The 18,689-nt window shown below is 59.7% G+C and carries 22 protein-coding genes; 9 read left to right on the forward strand and 13 right to left on the reverse strand.

Features of this window, described 5'->3' with window-relative positions; genetic code table 11:
• Positions 1–588: 588 nt before the first annotated feature.
• Positions 589–858, forward strand: coding sequence for a DUF6555 family protein (locus tag C4J86_RS10480; RefSeq protein WP_124370324.1), 270 nt, complete (start codon positions 589–591; stop codon positions 856–858).
• A gap of 397 nt (positions 859–1,255) precedes the next feature.
• On the opposite strand, the gene C4J86_RS10490 is transcribed toward C4J86_RS10480, so the two are convergent.
• From C4J86_RS10490 to C4J86_RS10500, 3 genes are all read right to left on the reverse strand, one after another.
• Complete coding sequence (locus tag C4J86_RS10490; protein ID WP_124366605.1) at positions 1,256–1,807, reverse strand: ATP-dependent Clp protease proteolytic subunit; 552 nt, start codon at positions 1,805–1,807, stop codon at positions 1,256–1,258.
• A 53-nt stretch (positions 1,808–1,860) separates the two neighbouring features.
• The gene (locus C4J86_RS10495; protein ID WP_124362346.1) at positions 1,861–2,211 is read right to left on the reverse strand and encodes a general stress protein; all 351 of its coding nucleotides are present in this window, start codon (positions 2,209–2,211) and stop codon (positions 1,861–1,863) included.
• Between the two features lie 289 nt (positions 2,212–2,500).
• Positions 2,501–2,677 (reverse strand): general stress protein, encoded by a 177-nt coding sequence (locus C4J86_RS10500; RefSeq protein WP_076954923.1) that lies wholly within the window; start codon positions 2,675–2,677, stop codon positions 2,501–2,503.
• Positions 2,678–3,126: 449 nt separating this feature from the next.
• On the opposite strand from C4J86_RS10500, the gene C4J86_RS10505 reads away from it, so the two are divergent.
• On the forward strand, positions 3,127–4,626 hold the full coding sequence (locus C4J86_RS10505; RefSeq protein WP_124370326.1) for a sensor domain-containing diguanylate cyclase: 1,500 nt from the start codon (positions 3,127–3,129) through the stop codon (positions 4,624–4,626).
• Positions 4,627–5,345: 719 nt separating this feature from the next.
• On the opposite strand, the gene C4J86_RS10510 is transcribed toward C4J86_RS10505, so the two are convergent.
• Both C4J86_RS10510 and C4J86_RS10515 read right to left on the reverse strand, forming a co-directional pair.
• A complete protein-coding gene (locus C4J86_RS10510; RefSeq protein WP_124370327.1) occupies positions 5,346–5,564 on the reverse strand; it encodes a hypothetical protein in 219 nt (72 codons plus the stop codon).
• On the reverse strand, positions 5,564–5,863 hold the full coding sequence (locus C4J86_RS10515; protein WP_124370328.1) for a hypothetical protein: 300 nt from the start codon (positions 5,861–5,863) through the stop codon (positions 5,564–5,566). Before C4J86_RS10515 ends, C4J86_RS10510 begins: the two co-directional genes overlap by 1 nt.
• 211 nt (positions 5,864–6,074) lie before the next feature.
• On the opposite strand from C4J86_RS10515, the gene C4J86_RS10520 reads away from it, so the two are divergent.
• Genes C4J86_RS10520 through C4J86_RS10530 form a run of 3 tightly spaced genes read left to right on the forward strand, consistent with a single transcriptional unit; the run spans position 6,075 to position 7,279 of the window.
• Positions 6,075–6,296: a PLDc N-terminal domain-containing protein gene (locus tag C4J86_RS10520; RefSeq protein WP_124362349.1), complete on the forward strand. Its 222-nt coding sequence runs from the start codon at positions 6,075–6,077 to the stop codon at positions 6,294–6,296.
• A gap of 13 nt (positions 6,297–6,309) precedes the next feature.
• A complete protein-coding gene (locus C4J86_RS10525) occupies positions 6,310–6,825 on the forward strand; it encodes a hypothetical protein (RefSeq protein WP_124370329.1) in 516 nt (171 codons plus the stop codon).
• A 10-nt stretch (positions 6,826–6,835) separates the two neighbouring features.
• Entirely contained in the window at positions 6,836–7,279 is a 444-nt protein-coding gene (locus C4J86_RS10530) for a DUF421 domain-containing protein (protein WP_124362351.1), read from the forward strand.
• Positions 7,280–7,285: 6 nt separating this feature from the next.
• On the opposite strand, the gene C4J86_RS10535 is transcribed toward C4J86_RS10530, so the two are convergent.
• Positions 7,286–11,431, reverse strand: a complete 4,146-nt coding sequence (locus tag C4J86_RS10535) for a CheR family methyltransferase (RefSeq protein ID WP_124370330.1) — start codon at positions 11,429–11,431, stop codon at positions 7,286–7,288.
• Between the two features lie 287 nt (positions 11,432–11,718).
• Here C4J86_RS10535 and C4J86_RS10540 point away from each other — a divergent pair, with 287 nt between their 5' ends.
• The gene (locus C4J86_RS10540) at positions 11,719–12,576 is read left to right on the forward strand and encodes an SDR family oxidoreductase (RefSeq protein WP_124370331.1); all 858 of its coding nucleotides are present in this window, start codon (positions 11,719–11,721) and stop codon (positions 12,574–12,576) included.
• Between the two features lie 205 nt (positions 12,577–12,781).
• Here C4J86_RS10540 and C4J86_RS10545 read toward each other — a convergent pair whose 3' ends face one another.
• From C4J86_RS10545 to C4J86_RS10560, 4 genes are all read right to left on the reverse strand, one after another.
• Positions 12,782–13,021: a hypothetical protein gene (locus C4J86_RS10545; protein WP_124370332.1), complete on the reverse strand. Its 240-nt coding sequence runs from the start codon at positions 13,019–13,021 to the stop codon at positions 12,782–12,784.
• On the reverse strand, positions 13,018–13,275 hold the full coding sequence (locus tag C4J86_RS10550) for a DUF6555 family protein (RefSeq protein ID WP_124362355.1): 258 nt from the start codon (positions 13,273–13,275) through the stop codon (positions 13,018–13,020). The genes C4J86_RS10545 and C4J86_RS10550 overlap by 4 nt, the downstream gene beginning before the upstream one ends.
• Before the next feature lie 90 nt (positions 13,276–13,365).
• Complete coding sequence (locus C4J86_RS10555) at positions 13,366–13,647, reverse strand: hypothetical protein (RefSeq protein ID WP_124362356.1); 282 nt, start codon at positions 13,645–13,647, stop codon at positions 13,366–13,368.
• Between the two features lie 97 nt (positions 13,648–13,744).
• Positions 13,745–14,509 (reverse strand): OBAP family protein, encoded by a 765-nt coding sequence (locus tag C4J86_RS10560; protein WP_124370333.1) that lies wholly within the window; start codon positions 14,507–14,509, stop codon positions 13,745–13,747.
• 163 nt (positions 14,510–14,672) lie between these two features.
• Here C4J86_RS10560 and C4J86_RS10565 point away from each other — a divergent pair, with 163 nt between their 5' ends.
• Entirely contained in the window at positions 14,673–15,749 is a 1,077-nt protein-coding gene (locus C4J86_RS10565) for a M42 family peptidase (RefSeq protein WP_124370334.1), read from the forward strand.
• Between the two features lie 18 nt (positions 15,750–15,767).
• A complete protein-coding gene (locus C4J86_RS10570; protein WP_124366614.1) occupies positions 15,768–16,268 on the forward strand; it encodes a CinA family protein in 501 nt (166 codons plus the stop codon).
• Here C4J86_RS10570 and C4J86_RS10575 read toward each other — a convergent pair.
• The gene (locus C4J86_RS10575) at positions 16,265–16,567 is read right to left on the reverse strand and encodes a hypothetical protein (RefSeq protein WP_124370335.1); all 303 of its coding nucleotides are present in this window, start codon (positions 16,565–16,567) and stop codon (positions 16,265–16,267) included. The two genes, C4J86_RS10570 and C4J86_RS10575, sit on opposite strands and share 4 nt — an antisense overlap.
• Positions 16,568–16,596: 29 nt before the next feature.
• Positions 16,597–16,851 (reverse strand): hypothetical protein, encoded by a 255-nt coding sequence (locus C4J86_RS10580; protein WP_124362361.1) that lies wholly within the window; start codon positions 16,849–16,851, stop codon positions 16,597–16,599.
• Between the two features lie 177 nt (positions 16,852–17,028).
• Between C4J86_RS10580 and C4J86_RS26835 the strand changes: the two genes are divergently transcribed.
• Entirely contained in the window at positions 17,029–17,178 is a 150-nt protein-coding gene (locus C4J86_RS26835; RefSeq protein ID WP_164487530.1) for a hypothetical protein, read from the forward strand.
• 158 nt (positions 17,179–17,336) lie between these two features.
• On the opposite strand, the gene C4J86_RS10585 is transcribed toward C4J86_RS26835, so the two are convergent.
• Positions 17,337–18,683, reverse strand: coding sequence for a cytochrome c (locus C4J86_RS10585; RefSeq protein ID WP_124370336.1), 1,347 nt, complete (start codon positions 18,681–18,683; stop codon positions 17,337–17,339).
• Positions 18,684–18,689: the final 6 nt, after the last annotated feature.

Here is an 18,689-nt window from a genome sequence, read left to right on the forward strand (position 1 = left end):
GGTTTACCCCCCAAATCACTATCGGATTCCGGCCAGCGTGGTTTAACGGGGCGACTGAGATCAAGATCAAAGGCAAGAGCGGCTCGCTTCGCATCGTGGTTACCGTAGGCTGCTACAAAGTTGTGTAGATACCTATGCCTAGGGAGGGTTCAGAAGCCCGCGAGGCGGCATGCGGCGACGCGCGAAGTCGTCCCAGCGCTCAGGCTCACGCTGTTCGCCACAGCGCATACACACATATACATCCGGGTCCAGGCCCAGATAGTAGCCCTTGCGTATATAAGGATGATCGCACGCAACTGGCCGATAGCCTTGGTCCGTCCGACTACACTGCTTAGTCATATAAACTGCCCTGAAAAAAAGCCCGCACTAAGTACGGGCAAGACAGGAGTTTTTACCAAGAGCCTGGAGTGAACAGACTCACTATTGAGAATCCAAAAAAGTCGACGCGGTTTTATTTTTTTTCGTAACTGCCGACGAATGGTCGTTGGTCTATACAAACAAGAAAAACTGTGCAGGCTGGTCGGTTAGCCAGGAAAAATTCTGAACCTTCGTTCTGATCAAACAACAAAAAGATCAGAAGGAGCGGCTATGAAAAATTCTTTATATATTATTGAGTACGACTACCACCGTGAGCCGAAGTCTTTCATTATAAGAGCGGAGGTCATGAACAATACGGAGGCATGGCATTGGGCATGTTGCGATGCAGGGATCGGCATTATTCCAAGGTCGCGCAATGAAAAGATCAAACGAATGAGCAAGCCACTCGCCGAGCGTTACGGCATTGAACATGTAAGGTGGCGTCCGTCCGGCAGTGTTCCGTTTATTGCACAGCCCTACGTCCCACCTCCGCCTGAATGAAGGCGAGTTTAATGGGACATCCGGTCGCCCTTTGTTCAGAACTTACTGTTTTCCTCGGCGAGTTTGCAGGGCATATAACTTTTGCACACTGCGTTGAAGTGCATCTTTCATAAGTTCGGCCGCGTACAGTTGCCTGCACGTCGGGCAGAGCATTTCAGAGGCTGTCGCCACCAGGTACTCAGGTTCGTCCGTGGTCGGTTCATAGGTTGTCTTGCATTGAACACAACGGCGGTTCGCTTGTAGATGGGGCACATCGATTCCTCCCTGAATGGAGTGCCACCATTCATCATCGGGCGGATGTTTTCAACCGCTAAACGGGAAAATTTCAAACAAGCGATTAGTTGATATTTTAATGCCAGTATCCTGAGCCGACAGCGCATCGTGTCCGGGCGAAAGGCTAGGAGTGGATGAAGCTGCTCACGAACTCCGCCTTGATGACCGGCAGTTCGATGCCGTGGATCAAGCCGGCGGCCAGCGCCTGGTGAGGGTCGAGAATGCGCGGTGCGGCGATCAGGTACTTTTCCGTTTCCAACGGTTCGCTGGCAGCGGCGGTGCGTTCGGCCACGATGCGTGCATACAGTTGCAAGTCGTAATCGAGGCTCATCGCGTATTCGGACATGCGCGAATGGTCGACCGCGCCTTGCACGTGCCAATGAAACGGGTGGAACAGGAATTTGCTGTGGGTGCAGGCGGTGCGGCGTTCACCGGCGAGAAAAATGATATTGCCCATCGATTCCACCGTGCCCAGGTTATGGGTATGCACCGGGATCGGCAGCGACATCAGGAAGTTGTACATCGTAAAACCATAGCTGCATTCGCCGCCCATGGTCGCGATGTTCAATACCAGGCCCGAAGCATCTTGCTGCACGGCCAACGAGGCTTTTTCGATCAGTTGGCTGCAGGTCGAGGCGGTGACAGGGCCGGTAAAATTAATAATGTGTAAAGGCATGGTGTCCCTCATCAATGAAAGCAGGGGAGCACTGCTCCCCTGCGTCAAGCACATTAACTATTGCGGCCGCCACCATGGCTGTTTTCGCCGCCTTTACGTCCGGCTTCCGAGGCTTTCTCCCGGTCGTTGGCGAAATTCCCGCCACTGTTCTGGCCGCCTTTGCTACCGGCTTCAGCGGCGCGCTCGGGATCATTCTTGAAGTTGCCGCCGCTGTTCTGACCGCCTTTGCTACCGGCTTCAGCGGCGCGTTCAGGATCGTTCTTGAAATTCCCGCCACTGTTTTGGCCGCCCTTGCTGCCGATCTCTTGATAGAACTCTTTATCATGAGAAGCAGACGTGGCTTCGCCACCTTTTTTACCGGCTTCGTTGACACTCATTTGGCCTTTTTTGTCTTGAGTACTCATGTTCAGTTACCTCGTCGTTATGTCGGTTATACAACGTTCATTTCGATCTTGCAGGGAACTTACACTCAGTCTGCGAGTGCGCTGGCTATAAGTTTCTCTCGCATAACTGTGGTGTTTGCGTCGCGCCGATAGTTGCTTCGGCTAGTTCGGAAACTTGCCGGCGTTCGTAACAGGGAGTTGTGCTTGAACGCGCAACGGTCTTTGCCTCAGTTCGCACTTCCATCACCGGCTGGCGATGGAGCTCGCCACGCTGATAATCAATTGACGCTCGCATGATTGATGCCCTTCGTTATGACTTGCGTCCACCACCATGGCTGTTCTGGCCGCCTTTACGACCGGCTTCCGAGGCTTTCTCGCGGTCGTTGGCAAAGTTGCCCCCTGACGACTGGCCGCCTTTTTTCCCCGCTTCCGAAGCTTTTTCGCGGTCGTTAGCGAAGTTGCCAGGGTTTTTATTACTCGTGGTCATAACAATACTCCTAGTTCAGTTGTCGTTTCGCTAGTTGCCCATTTATGCAACGGACATCTACTCCGATAAGAGCAGGCGGGCAGTGGTTTTGAAATTTTTTAGAAACGCCGATGAACGGTAGTGAGTAGCCAGAAACTTATACAAATCGTCGCTTGGCAAGCCGCTTCGTATAACTTTTCAGAGGGTGGTTGATATTGAAATAATGGCGTTGCTGACCATTCGGCTTAGTTTCAAGTGTGTGTTTCTGAAGGCGGAATAAGCGGGGCTGATCTTTGTCGGCGTTACTCCTTGCTTGGCGCCGTCTGCGGCCAATGCTGGCCTTTTCACACGCTGTTGCTGCAGCCCCGCCAGACTGCTTGTATGCTTGCGCCCCGGAACCGGTGGCCGCTGTGAGTACCGACGTTCGATTGATGGCTGGAATGGAACCGGACTTCCTTTAAGGTGCTGACGTGAAGCGTGATACCCGCCTCGTGATGCTTTTGCTGTTGGTGATCAGCTGTTCCCTGACTTCGTTGACGATCTGGAAAGTCCTGTCTTCCCGTGAGCGTGCGCTGGCGGAAGTGAACGTGCATGGCTTGAACCTCACCCAGGCGCTCACGACCTATACCGAAGGGATCGTGCGCCAAAGCGCGCTGCTGTTGCTGGGCCTGGTCGAGCGCCTGGAAACCGAAGGCAGTGGCCCGGCGCAGATCCAGCGCATCAGCGCGTTGATACGTCGTCAGCAGCCGGTGATGCCGCAACTCAGCGGCATCACCATCTATGACCGGCAGGGTGGCTGGTTGATGTCGTCCAACCGCGCGATTCCGGCGGGCGCCAACAGCAGCGCGCGCGCCTATTTCATCCATCACCGCGACGATCCGAGCCGTGAGCCTTTCATCGGTCCGCCGATTCAGAGCCATACCAACCAGGAGTGGGTGGTTACCATCAGCCGCCGCTTCGATGACGCGGCCGGCAACTTTGCCGGGGTGGTGGCCGTGACCTTGGGCGTGGAGAACTTTCTGCGCGTGTTCGGCAAGCTCGACGTCGGCCAGGACGGTGCGATCGGTTTGTCGTACACCGACGGCACCTTGCTGGTGCGCTATCCCTTCCGCGAGCAGGACATGGGCCGCAACTTTTCCACCTCGCCGATCTATTCCCAGTATCTGGTCGACCGCTCCGTTGGCACCGCTGCGTACACCTCCAGCCTGGATGGGGTAGAGCGGCTGTATGCCTTTCGCAAAAGCGAAAGCCTGCCGCTGATCACCACCGTCGCCCTGGGCAAGCACGAAGCGCTCGCGGCGTGGCGCATGGAAGCCGCGTTGTCGGCGGTGGTGGTGGCGGGGCTGCTGGGGCTGACCGGTTTGATCGGTTGGTTTCTGATCCTTGATATCCGCCGGCGAACCGAGGCTGAAGAGGCGCTGCGTATCGCCCAGCAACAGCTGCTCGACTCAAATCAGCAGCTTGAGTTACTGGCGATGAAGGACGCGCTGACCGGCCTGGCCAACCGACGCTGTTTCGATGAGACCCTGGCCCTGGAAGCGCGCCGGGCGCAACGCGACGGCACGACGCTGGCCTTGCTGATGATCGACGTCGACTATTTCAAGCGGTACAACGATGCCCTCGGTCACGTAGCGGGCGATGCCTGCCTGCAGAGGATCAGCACACTGTTGGAGACGTGCGTGCGGCGCCCTTCGGACCTGGTGGCGCGTTACGGCGGAGAAGAAATAGCGATTATCATGCCTGCGACCGACAGCGAAGGCGCGGCAGTGGTGGCGCAATTGATCCTGGATCGACTGCTGCACGCCGATATCGCTCATCCGGGCAGCCCATTCGGGCGTGTGAGTGTGAGTATCGGGGTGGCGGCGGGTGCAGGTGCTGAGCTGGAGCCTGCGCTCGGCTTGATCGAAGCGGCGGACCAGGCGCTTTATAACGCGAAGTCTGCAGGGCGTAATGGATTTGCGCTGCGCTGAGGAGCCCGACGCGAATTAACTGCCCGATCGCGACCCGACAGTGGAAGGGGGCTTGCTCCCGATAGCGGTGTATCAGTTGAGCCTGAGCTGAATGATACTCCGCCATCGGGGCATGGGTATCTACACAATTTTGGCGCGGCCCTGAACCTGCGGCGGCCCAGGAGCCGAAGCCTCTCTAACTGATGCCCCGCGACCAAAATGTGGGAGGGGGCTTGCTCCCGATGGCGGCCTGACAGCCGACCAGGATATTGGATCAAGGCGAGTACATATCCGTTGCTGCGGTAACGGCTGCTATGGGTTCCGCCCTTACGGCGTCTCACTTTTGAAAAGCGCAAAAGTAAGCAAAACGCTCTTGCCCCACCACTCGGCACCTCGCTTAGGCTCGGTGTGCCCGTAATCCGACAGTGATTTGGGGGGCCGCCGCCACGCGCCATCCATGGCGCGGGGCGGCTAAACCGGCATCCCTGCCGGTTTACCCCCCAAATCACTATCGGATTACGGCCAGCGTGGTTTAACGGGGCGCCTAGATCAAAAGCAAGATCAAGAGCGACTCGCTTCGCATCGTGGTTACCGTAGGCTGCTACAAAGTTGTGTAGATACCTATGGCCATCGGGGGCAAGCCCCCTCCCACATTCAGGTCGCGCAGCGTCAGTTAGAGGTTCAGGGCCATGCCAACGTTGTGTAGATACCCATGGCCACCCCCTCCCACAGGGTTAACCTCAATCGGCACCGACCAGCGCAGGCCGGCGACTGCCGAGTTTGCGCAGGCGCTCAACCGGTGTGTTCGCCATCGCCTCTTCATGCAATGCAGTTTCCAGCGCTTCCAGATGCCGCGACAGGATCTTCACCGAGCCGCTCGGGTTGGCAGGGTCGAACGGGATCTTGCCATTGGCGACCAACACCATGGCCAGTTCCCAGGCGCGTTGTGAGTTGTTCATCACGCCACCTCCTTTTCACGCCGGGCAACCGTTGCGTCTTCATTCGCCGCGCTGGATGCGGGCGAGGGGAAGTGGGTGTTGAGCACGCTCAGGTGTTCAATGGCTTCACGAAACAGCGCTTCGGCTTTGCCGCGCAAGCGCAGGTACTCATCGAACATCTGGCTATCGAAATCGGGGCGCTCCAACAGGTCGAACGCGTTGCGGCTGATGGCGTTGGCTTCATTGAACAGCTTCTGGTTTTGATCCATTGCCAATTGGCGGCAGGCCATCAGTTGGGTGTAAGCGTCGTGATGTTGCATGGTGTAAGTCCTTCTTCAACAGGTTCCGATAGGGCTGTGACCCGCCTGCAACGGGACGGTATCAATTTGGTTGCTTCTGAAATATTGATCAATTCAACGATTCAGTTCCGTCGGAACTATCGTTTATTTAGATTCGGCACCTGTCAGCGCAAAAATTCTGAACCCTGCCACCGCCCCGCCAACCTAATGCTGCATAACCGGGAGGTGCACCATGGAACTGACGTATTTCTGGATTGGCTTGATGATCATCCTGTTGTTGCTCGACCTGTGGGTCCTCAACAGCGTGTGGCGTAGCGAAAACTCTTCGGGGAGCAAGGCAGGGTGGACCGCCGTGGTCGTCCTGCTGCCGTTGCTGGGCGCGGTGATATGGGCGGTGTACGGCCCGCGCGGCGTGACCAAGGGCCCGTCCTCGCCGGAGCACAGCAAGGGCTGAAAGAGGGCTGGCTATGCGCGAGTCAAAGCCTGATGACCTGCACAGCCGCGACTATCCGGTACGCGAGGACATGCCTTTGCAACGCAAAGTCTGGCGCTTCGAGCGGCTGGGCTGGTACGGGCTGGTCGTGCTCATGGTACTGACGCTGGCGGGGCTGTTTTCCAAGGGGCCGTTGAGCACCACCGAGGCACGCAGCGCCGACGGGCAGCTACGCGTCGAATACCAGCGCTTCCTGCGCAATGGTTCGTCCGATGCGTTGGTGATCCACCTGCAAGGCGCTGCGCGCAAGCCATTGGAAGTCGAAATCAACGGCGAGCTGTTGCAGGGCTTCAACGTGGAGATGCTCCAACCCCAGCCCCTCAAGGCCAGCGCGGCGGGAGAGGGCGTAAAGCTGTGGACGCTGAGCGACGATCAAGGGCGGGCCACGCTGTACCTGAGCTTGCGCAGTGACGGCGTCGGCAATTTCGACACCCGGGTATCGCTGGCCAACGGCGCCACCGTGGACGTATCCCAGTTCATTTATCCCTAGGGGGGCAATCATGGACTCCGTCTTGCGGGCAGCCGCGATTTACCTGGTATTGATGATCCTGTTCAAGGTCGCGGGCCGACGCTCCCTCGCCGAACTCAACACCTTTGATCTGGTGCTGCTGATGGTGATTGGTGAGGCGACCCAGCAGGCCCTGCTGGGGGATGATTTCTCGCTGACCAATGCGGTGCTGGTCATCGTCACGCTGATCGCTATCGACATCGGCCTGTCATTGCTCAAGCAGCGTTCGCTGTGGTTTTCACGGGTGCTCGATGGCGGGCCGACGGTGGTGGTCGAAGAGGGCCGAGTCCTTCACGAACGCCTCAAGCGCGCCCGCCTGGATGAAGACGATATCCTCGAGGCGGCCCGGTCGGCCCAGGGTATTCTCGAGATCAAGCACATCCGCTTCGCGATCCTCGAGCGCAACGGCAAGATCTCGGTGATTCCTTACCAATAACCGCGCCTAGCGCCGTGCGCGGCACAGGCTCTGGATCAAGCTGATCAACGCATCATGGGTCACGGGTTTGCTCACGTGGGTGCTGAAGCCCGAGTCGGTGGCCTTCTTCTGGTCACTGCTGGCACCGTAACCTGTCAACGCGATGGCGGGCACCTGCTGGAGGTGGCTGATCTGGCGCAAGTGCTGCATCAGCTCATGGCCGTTCATGTTCGGCATGCCAATGTCCGAGACAATCAGGTCGAAAGGCGTGTCGCCGGCCGCTTGCAGTGCAGCGAGCGGGTCATCGAACGCACTCACCTCGGCACCTTCCATCTCCAACAGCATATTCAACACTTCCAGCACATCGGCTGAGTCGTCCACCAGCAACACTTTGACCCCGGTCAAGCGCTCATCCGAAGCGTCCGCAGCGTTAGCGGGGGGCAGTCGGTCCTGTTGCCTGGAAAGCGGCAGCGCTATCGAGAAGGTGCAGCCAAAGCCCAGCCCCGGGGACTGAACACTGACCGTGCCACCGTGGGCTTCCACCAGTTGCCGGACCAGGGACAGGCCGATACCCAGGCCTTCGCGCTGATGGGTTTGGTGTTGGTTTTCCGCCTGGCCGAACAGGTCGAAGATCTTCTCCAGGCTGTCTTCGGCGAGCCCGGCGCCGCTGTCGATCACGTCCAACCGCGCGTACCCCTCGGTACGGCTGACCAGCAACTGCACGCGGCCGTCGCTGGGGGTGAATTTCAGCGCATTGTTGACCAGGTTCCAGATCACCTGTTCGAGGCGCGTAGGGTCGGCGTCGACGAACAAGGCTGCCGGCGTCGTCGGTTTTTGCAGGGTCACCTGGCACCGATGGCCATCGGCGAGCACCACCGCGTAGATATCCTCAAGCGTGCGGATCAGGTCGATCGGTTGCTTCTTCAGCTTGAGCTTGCCGGTGCGCACCCTGGCCACGTCCAGCAGGTCGTCGATGATGCGCGCCTGGCTCGATACCGCTTCGCAGATGGTGTTCACGGCCTTGACCGCCTGGCCGGTGGCCTTGGTCGCCGGCAGGCGTCGCAGCAATTCGGCATTCAGTTGAATCAGGTTCAACGGGTGCTTGAGTTCGTGGGACATCACCGCGAAGAACTCATCCTTGAGGTGACTGTTGGTCTGGGTCTCCATCAAGCGTTGACTCTGCTCATCCTGGGTGCGCTTATGGCCGGTGAGGTCACGGGCGATCTTGACGTAGCCCTGCAGGTTATTGCTGGTCAGCAGGGTGACTTCGCCACTGCAATAAAACCGGCTGCCGTCCTTGCGTACGTGCCAGCGTTCGTCTTCGCCGCGCCCGTGTTCGCGGGCGGCGCGCAGCTCGTTTTCGGGGATGCCGGCGGTGCGGTCTTCAGGGGAGAAGATCAAGTCGTAATAGGCGCCAAGCACCTCGTCCTTGGTATAGCCGAAGATCAACTCGGCGCCGGTGTTCCAGTCGGTGATGGCGCCATGGTCATCCAGAATGATGATGGCAAAATCATGGGTGCTGTCCGCGACCAGGCGCATGCGCTCTTCACCCAGGCGCAGTTCTTCTTCGGCCTGGCGCCGCTTGGTGATATCGATAAAGGTCAGCACCGTGCCATCGATATGGTCTTCGCTGGAGCGGTACGGCAGCAGGCGTGCGATGTACCAGCGGTCGTCCTTGCTGCTGATTTCGCGTTCGATCATGCTCAAGGATTCGAACACTGTGGTGGCGTCTTCGGTCATTTCCGGGTAGTTGAGCCGGTGGGTGATGTCCATCAACGAGCGCCCGGTGTCCACCGGCAGCATGCTGAAAATATCCGTGGCCCGTGGCGTGAACCAGCGAATGCGCATGTTGCGGTCGACGAAGACCGTGGCGATATCGGTGGAGGCGATCAGGTTGGTCAGGTAGTCATTGACCTTGTCGGTCTCTTCAACCTTGGTCTTGAGTTCGAAATTGACCGTCAACAGTTCTTCGTTGATCGACTGCAACTCTTCCTTGCTGGTTTCCAACTCTTCGGTGGCCGAGCGCAACTCTTCGTTGACCGCCTGCATTTCTTCGTTGGACGCCTTGAGTTCTTCGCTGGAGACCTCGGCCTGCTCGATGGTGTCCTGCAGGTGCAACTTGGTCCGCTGCAGTTCGCGCTCCAGGTTGCTCATCATCTGGTTTTCGGCTTGGCTGATGGCGGTTTCTTCGGCGTGCCGGGGGTCGACTTCAGTTTCCTGGAAAATCACCAGGACATAATCGCTCTCGGTGAGATCGTCCTGATAGGGCAGGGCGGTGACATCGACCACGTAGGGCACGTGATCGCGCTCGATGCGCACTTTGCGCGACGTCACCGCAAGGCCCGACTGCTGGGCCTGGAACAGCGTCGTACGAATGTCCAGGCGCAGGTCCGGGTGCACCAGGGCCAGCAGGTTGCGCGTCATCTCTCCGGCCACATGGCGCAGGAAGCGCGCCGCGCCTTCACTCATGTGCAGGATGTCGGCGTGTATATCCACGATGACACTGGGCGGCGCGGCCTTCTCCAGAGCGCGCAGGTGAATGTCGGCGAACGAGACCTTGTTCGGTACCTTGACCTGGGCGGCGATGGTCGTGGCGCTGGGGCGCAGGTAACCACCGCGCGGCATGCTGGGCGCGCGGCGCATGGCCGCTGAACCGGCCCGCACGCGGAAAATGCGGTTGCGCTTGTCCACCGGCACGAACAGGTCCAGGCAGCCGTCGGCCGACTCCGAGGAGCCCAGGAACAGGTAGCCGCCGGGGCGCAGCGCAAAGTGGAACATCTGCAGGATGTCGCGCTGCACCTCGCGGTCCAGGTAGATCAACAGGTTGCGACAGACGATCAGGTCGATCTGCGAGAAGGGCGGGTCGCTCAGCAGGCTGTGCTTGGCGAACAAGACTTTTTCACGGATCTCCTTGCGCACCCGATAGTGCTGGTTTTTTTCCTTGGCAAAGTGCTGGCGCAGGCGTGAGGGCGGCACGTCGGTAATGATCGCTTCCGGGTAAACGCCGTTACGCCCATGGTTGATCGCGCGCTCGTCGATATCGGTGGCGAACACCTGCATTTTCGCATCGCTGCCATCTACCGCCAGTTGTTCGGCGACCAGCATGCCCAGGCTATAGGCTTCTTCGCCAGTGGAACAACCGGCCGACCAGATGCGCACCTCTTCGCGTTTGGGCACGCTGTCTTCCAGTGACTTCACCAGGTTGGGCACCACATCGCGCTCGAGCGCTTCGAAGGCCTCGCGGTCACGGAAAAAGTTGGTCACGCCGATCAGCATGTCGCCGAGCAATGCCTTGGTTTCTTCTGGGTGCGCCTGGAGATATTCGTAATAGCTGGCCAGGTCCGGTTGGGCGGTGACCTGCAGACGGCGTTCGATGCGGCGCAGTACCGTGGCGCGCTTGTAGTGCTTGAAGTCGTGGCCGGTGTTGAGCCGCAGTTGTATCAGGATATCCAGCAGCAACTGTTCGGCTACCGCCGCGTCACGTTCCGTCGCCGGCGGCGTGGTCTTGATCTCGGGGTCATTGGCGGTGGGCAGGATGATGGACCGGGCGTTGCGCCACAGCTCCAGCAATTTTTGCGGCATCTCCACCACGGGCAACACCAGGTCGACCATCTGGGTTTCGATTGCCGCCAGTGGCATGCCGTCGAATTCCGCGTCTTCCGGGGTTTGCACCAGGGTGACGCCGCCCTGTTCCTTGATACGCGAAAGCCCCACCGCGCCGTCCGAGCCGGTGCCGGACAATACCAGGCAAAACGCGTGCTCTTTATGGGCATCTGCCAGGTCGCGAAAGAACAGGTCGATGGCAATATGCGAGCCGCCTTCGCGCGCCGACGGTGAGACGGCCAGGTAGCCATCATTCATTGCCAAGTGCTGCGCCGGCGAAATCACGTACACCCGGTTCTTCTCGATGGGCGTCGTCTCGGTGACCTGCAGCACCGGCAGCCGGGTCGACTCCTGGATGATCCTGTCCGCCACGCTTTGATGGTCGGGGGACAGGTGCAGGATCACCACAAAAGCCATGCCGCAGTCTTGGGGCATGTGTTCGAAAAATGCCTTGACCGCCTGCAACCCGCCCGCCGACGCGCCGATACCCACCACTGGAAAATTCAGGGTGCTGGGGATCAGATCCTTGCGTTGCGGGACATTGGGTGACCGCGGGGGGGCAGACTTCATAAACACCAACCTTGGTTAACTGCGCAGGGCAAGAATTCGAAACGGGATGAGGGATAAACGAATAGCGGAATATAGCTGAAAAGCGACCTGTAACAGAACGCTTCGACACCACTCGATACCCCAACGGGCGTTCACCCTTCGGTTGAGAGGCGTACTTTGCAAAGGTTTATTCCATCGGACGAGCGGCGCAGCCGTGCGGGTACGGTCATCCGATTTCCTGAAAATTGCTCTGAACTATCGGGCGCGGCCGACCCTCGCAACACTAACCACACACAGGAGGGAATCCGATGAGTAACTACCCAAAACCACCCTTCAAGCCACAGCAGCAGCCTGTACCCGGCGACCAGCGCAAGATGGAGCCGCTGCCCGATTGCGGTGAGCAGACCTACAAAGGCTCGGGCCGGCTCGCCAACAAGATTGCCTTGATTACCGGCGCCGACAGCGGCATCGGGCGTGCGGTGGCGATCGCCTTTGCCCGCGAAGGTGCGGACGTTGCCGTGTCTTATCTGGACGAGCATGAGGACGCCAAGGAGACCCAGCGCTGGGTCGAGGCAGCGGGGCGCCAGTGCCTGCTGTTGCCCGGTGACCTGGGCGACGCGGCGCAGTGCACAGCCATTGTCAACGACACGGTGAAGGAGTTCGGGCGTATCGACGTGCTGGTCAACAACGCCGCGTTCCAGATGACCTACAAATCCCTGGAAGACATTCCTGACGAGGACTGGGTCAAGACCTTCAACATCAACATCACCGCTATGTTCAGGATCTGCAAGGCGGCGCTGCCGCACATGGCCGAGGGCAGTTCGATCATCAACACGACGTCGGTCAATTCCGACATGCCCAACCCGTCGCTGTTGCCTTATGCGGCCACCAAGGGCGCAATCGCCAACTTCACCGCCGGCCTGGCACAGATGCTGGGTGAGCGCGGGATTCGCGTGAACAGCGTGGCGCCGGGGCCGATCTGGACGCCGTTGATCGTGTCGACGATGACTGACGACATGGTGGAGAGCTTCGGTGGCAACACGCCGCTGGGGCGTCCTGGCCAGCCGGTGGAAGTGGCGCCTATCTATGTGTTGCTGGCGTCGGATGAGGGCAGTTATATCTCTGGCGAGCGCTACGGCGTGACGGGCGGTAAACCGATCCTCTGAACAGACGCATGCCCCTGATGTTCAGGGGCATGCTTCATAACTCAGGGGCATGCCTCATAACCATGTAGGAGCGAGCTTGCTCGCGAAGAACTCAGGCTCCCCGCGCTTATCCAGAATGAACGCGTCGCCTGGACGTTCTTCGCGAGCAAGGGCTAGCCGCCCGCCTCGCTCCTACAAGAAGCCTCAACTGACCTGCCGTTAAGATCTACCTTTTCCTGGTGCGGTGAATGCGCATCCACTCTTGATAAGCGGCGGTCCGTTGCGCGTCCGCCAGCTTCTTCGCCTCGGTGAAGCGCGCCCAGGTCGCGGCATCGCCGCTGTAGTGTTCGATGATCTTATAGGCCTGGGCATCCAATCGGTCCGCTTCGTAGAACATCTGGGTGTTCTGCGCGACTTCGTCGTCCGACGTTTGCCTGGCTGTGTAATCCAGCACCTGACTGTTCATGATGTAATGCCCTCTGCCCACTGAATCGCTGCCGCGCCGCACCAGCGCACATCCGTAATGCCGTATTTTTCCGCCATTGGCTTGGAGACGCGCTTGAGGTTGTTTTGCCCGAACCTGGGGATGACCGCCACGCCGGCATCGCAACTGGCCCAATGCCAGGCTTCAGCGTTATTCATGCGCGCTGCACGCACGATGAACGACCTGGGCTCGCCGTGAAGTTGATACTTGATGGTGAATAACTCGTTGTTTTTCATGAGGACTCCCTATGCTCATGAAGTACAGATATTTGACGTCAAAAATAATTCAAATAAGTTGTCGGACAATGCGATGGCCTGCTCGCAGGCTCAATCGTCCACCGTAAAGGTGACCCAACCTGGCCCGTCAGCCGGGCGTTCCAAGGCCACGATCACACCGCTGACAGACGTGCCGTCGGGCACGTTGACGGTGACGAAGTTGGGGTTGCCGGGCCAGGTCAGCGGGGTATCGAAATCCAGGCGAACGATGGTGGGCTTGCCGCTGCTGGTCATTTTTATATTGGCGTTTTCGTTCAGGCATTCATCGTCTTCGGTGCCCAGATGGCGGGAAGCGGTAATGACGCTGGCAGGGCCTTGATGGTCGTAAGACATAGTTGAACTCCTCATGCGCGGGGCAGCTGATGCGCCCCTTTCCTATGTGGCAAGCGCCGGCAAATAATCGTTCAATCCAAATGACCAGCTGCCGCTGTCAGTGCTGGTGGGCGGCCTGGGTGGGGTCTTCAATCTGGATGATATTGCCATGGCGCCAGGCGTCCGCACCCGGTGCGATGGCCGGAGCTGGGATGTCGGCGCGTTCCTGCTTTTTCCTGGCGCTGTCGACGCCCAGCCGCTGGTCCCGTTCGGCGACCATCTTCGGATCGGCCTGGCCATCGGCGGTAAAGCCCATCATCAATTGCGGAACACCCAGCGGCAGGCGCTTGTTGAGGTCGGTGTGCCAGGTGTGCCAGGTCTTGCCGTAGGTATGCACCAGTTTTTCCATCAAGGCGTGTTCGGCCACCGCAGGAATACCAGGCGCTACCAGTTGGCCCGACTTCACCTCATGCACATGGCTGTGCCACAACGCCTTCTCGGGCGCAGGCAGGCTGTTGAACAGCTGCTCGCTGATGATGTACTCCACGCCCATCAACTTGGCGTCCTTGCGGTTGCCGTCGTAGATCACGCACTGGATCACTTCCTCGTTGAGAATCGCGCAATAGTGATGGGCTTCCATTTGCACGTCGGGATGGCCGTTGTAGAAGTGAAAGCCGTCCAGGTAGGCATTGAGCGCATCGATGGGCGGGCGCGATTGCAGCAGGGCGGCGCCGGTGTCGAGGGTGCGCGTGGTGGGTGATTTAGCCTCACCGGGCGCGACCACGTTGGAAGCTGAGTCGTTGCCGGCGCAGGCGGTCAGCGCGGCCATCGACATCGCCAGGCACAGCGAAGGCAGGGCGGGTTGCAGACGGTTGATGTTCATCGGGGACTCCCTCCATGGGTGGTTTTCGAACACATCTAGAAAGCCTGCCGAAGTGGGCGTTCAACTGGATTTCGATGCACGCCGAAGAAGATTTGTGGAACAACCGTTCGACGTGTCGGGTCATTTTTCATAAGTGTTCAATAGCGCGAATGGAGACCCCCGGATGCAACCCCAGCCAAACGATGCCCGACCCGATGTCCCCCAGTTGCTTCACCAACTGTTGCTCGCCCGTGGCCCTGGCGGCCAGGAGGATGAGGTGCGCGCCATTTGCCTGGAGCATTTGCGGCTACTGTGTGACGACACCTGGGTGGACCCGGCCGGCAATGTCATCGGCCTGGTCAAAGGCGCGCAGGGCGATAGCGAGCCCCGCCGCGCGGTGCGGGTCATGGCGCATATGGATGAGATCGCCATGGTGGTCAAGCATGTGGACGCCGACGGCACGTTGCGCGTGACCGCGTTGGGCGGTGCCAACCCGGTGAATTTCGGCATGTGCCCGGTGGACATACTCGGTGATCACCAATTCATTCCGGGGGTGCTGTCCTTTGGTTCGATGCATGCCACCGCCAACGCGCCCCAGGGTGCCGATGTGTTGTCAGGGGACGTGCACTGGAATGACGTGCATGTGATCACCCGTTGCTCCGTCGAGACCTTGCGTGACTACGGCGTACGCCCCGGCAGCCGCGTCACGCTGAGCCGCCATTGGCGTGCGCCGTTCCGGGTGGGTGACGCGATTGCCGCGCACTTCCTGGATGACCGCGCGCCCATCGCTGCGGTACTTCATAGCGTGCAGCGCCTGCACCAACGCCGACAGGCGCTGACGTGCGATGTGTATTTTGTCTTCACCACCCTGGAAGAAGAGTGCAACGCCGGGGCGATGTATGCGGCGCAGACGCTGCCGGGCGATACCACCATCGCAGTGGAAGTCGGCCCGGTGATGAGCGAGTACGGCACTCGCCTGAGCGTCGATCCGATCATCAATACCGGTGACCTCAAAGGCTATTACACACGTTCCGTGGTCACCGGCCTGGCAGACGCCGCACAGCGCTGCGGTTATGCGCCTCAATATGCGCTGCTGGTGGATTTTGCCTCGGATGCCAGTGCCGTCATGAGTAACGGCACCTCGGCGCGCGGCGGTTGCCTGGCGATTCCAACGGAAAACACCCACGGCTACGAGCTGATTGTGGACGGCGCAATTGAGGCCTGTGCGCTGACATTGGCCGACTACCTTGCAACCTTTTGAACACGGGAAATTGTCATCATGGATATAGCCGCAGCCACTATTGATTACCTGAAACAACACCAGCTCACCCTCACCAGCGCCGAGTCGTGTACGGCAGGCAAGATCATCACGCTGCTGTCGGAGGTCAGGGGCGGCGGGTCATGTATTGAAAGTGGTTATGTCGTGTACTCGCCCGAGGCCAAACAGCGCTTGCTGGGCGTACGCGCGTATACGATCGATACCTTCAACCTCACCAGTTGTGAAGTCGCTCGCGAGATGGCCGAAGGCGCGTTGCGTGACAGCCCGGCCGGGGTTGCCGTCGCCACCACCGGCCTGCTTGGCCCGGATGACATGGACGGCATTCCGGCTGGGACCATTTGTTTTGCCTGGGCTTATCGAATCGAAAACCGGCTGAGTATCTTCAGCCGAAAGGAGCGCTTCATGGGCTCCCGTGAGCAGGTGCAGCTGGATGCGACGCTGCATGCCTTGAAGTGGCTGGCGCATTTTCACCAGCGTGCGTTGGCGGGTGAACGGGGTTAATGACCAGCTGCGCCCGGCCGTTCCGGCTGAAGTTGAATGTTCAACACCAACTCATCGGTGCCCGATGCCTGGGCATCCACGAGGACGCCATGATAAGTGCGGTTCTCAACCTTGATCGATACGGTATGTGCCTTCGGCAGCTCCTTCGGCCACGGCCCCGGGATGTGCAGCGAGATGCGCTCGCCGGCCTGGGTAATCCGCGCCATGCATGCATGGGAGAGCGGGTTGACGCCGAGCAGTGTGTCTTGAAGGTAATCGATGGTGCAGCGTTGCGACGGTGCAGCGGTGGAATCCGGCATGGAAAGCCTCGTTCTGTTTTTAAGCGTATTTACCCCACGGAGGAAAGACGGGAGGTTTTCCGGGAAACCACCATGTCTTCCATGATTTCCCGTACGAGCCGGTTGATACCTGACTCGCCGTGGTAGCGGGCGCGGTTGATATTGGCGATGGTGAACTGATTGGCGTCAGGCGCGAGCACCGTGACTGACAGGCTGCTGTCTGGATTGATCGTGCAGGTAACACGGCAATTGCGCAGTCGCTGTGCAAGAGCGTGCTCGATTTGCGCTTTGGTCAACGTGTCCATGGGATCACCGGCTAACAGGCTTTAACGGGTCAAGGTTAGCCCAAATATGCCGTACGTAAATGCTAGCTAATTAATGGCAAACCATTCGTCAGCCTCACGGCCTGTGCAGGGAACGTTCGTGTCCGGAAACTGGCCACATGCAGCACAGGCTGACGAATCGGTTTAACAGGAGATCTTATGAAAAAGCTGTCTATGTGCTTGGGTTTTTGCAGTGTATTCCTGCTGCACGGCTGTTTCGACAACTCCGATAACACGACCAAAGACAACACCAGCGGCAGCAAGTCTTCGGTGCAGATGCAGGAAGGCAAGGGCGACGAGAGCAAGTAGGCCTAGCCTCGCCAAGTCGAGCAGGATTGGAAATGTGGGAGGGGGCTTGCCCCCGATGAGGGTGTGTCAGTAAACGCATGTTTAACTGATTCGCCGCCATCGGGAGCAAGCCCCCTCCCACATGTGATCACCTATACCAAAGAGACCGCGTTCCAGCCTCACCGCATATGCAAAATGATCGGGCTGCTGCTCGCCGGGTCGGTATGCCCGCGCAGTTTGCCCACTGCCTGTGCGTCCACCGCGCCACCCTGGTTGCCCCAGGTACTGCGCACGTAGGTCAGCACCTGAGCGATGTCCTGGTCGGACAATTGCTCACGGAACGCCGGCATACGGTAGGCATCCGGTATGCCTGCGGCCACCACCCGTTGCGAGCCGTTGAGGGTGATGTTGATCGCCGAGGCGCTTTCCTTGGCCAGTGCCGAGGTGGCGCCGGCCAGTGGCGGCATCCACTCCGGCTGGCCCTTGCCGTCCAGGCCATGGCAGGAGGCGCAGCGGGTCGCGTAGGTGTGGGCGCCGGGGGAATCCGCACGCGCGTCGGCGGCCACGGCCTGATACTGCCAAGGCGTGCCATCGCGCTGCGGGTCGCCGGGCAGGGACTTGAGGTAACGGGCGATGGCGGCCAAGTCGTCGTCAGCCATGAACTGTGTGGAGTTGTTGAACGCTTCGGTCATCGAGCCGTAGACCACCGCATGCTGGTTGCGCCCGGTCTTGAGGAACTGCACGATCTGCGCCTCGCTCCAGCGGCCCAGGCCAGTGTTGGGGTCTTGGCGCAGGCTCGGTGCGTACCAGCCGTCGAGCAGCGCACCGGCCAGGAACGGCGCGCCGGATTGGTCCAGGGCTTTCTCGTTGAAGGCCAGGCCGCGCGGCGTATGGCAACTGCCGCAGTGGCCAGGACCTTGCACGATGTAAGCGCCACGGTTCCACAGGGCATCCTGGCTCGGGTTGGCGGCGTAGGCGGCGGTGGGCGCAAATACACCATTCCACAGGGCGATGGGCCAGCGCAGGTTCAGCGGCCAGGGAATATCACTGGGAATGTTCGGCTGGTTGGCCGGCTGCACGCCCTTCATGAAGAACGCATACAGCGCCTTGATGTCGTCGTCGCTGAGTTTTACGTAAGACGGGTAGGGCATCGCCGGGTACAGCCGCCGCCCACCCGGCGCCACGCCGTGGCGTACGGCGCGGTCGAAGTCGGCAAGGCTGTAGTTGCCAATGCCATGCTCGCGGTCGGGGGTGATGTTGGTGGCATAAATCGCCCCCAGAGGCGTGGCCATTTCCAGGCCACCGGCAAACGGCGCCTTGCCCGCCAGGCTGTGACAGGCCACGCAGTCGCTCAGACGCGCGACATACTCGCCGCGACTGACCAGTGCCGGGTCGACACTGGCGGTGTTTTGTTCTGCGAACGGCGAGGCGGGCTCGCGGGTGACGTACCAGGCCAGCAGGCCTGCCACGACCAGGCAGGGCAGCGCCAGCCAGCCTGCGGTTCTTGCGAATCGGCGGTTGTTCATGGGCGT

This window comes from Pseudomonas sp. R2-7-07 (genome assembly GCF_003852355.1).
Taxonomy (GTDB): Bacteria; Pseudomonadota; Gammaproteobacteria; order Pseudomonadales; family Pseudomonadaceae; genus Aquipseudomonas.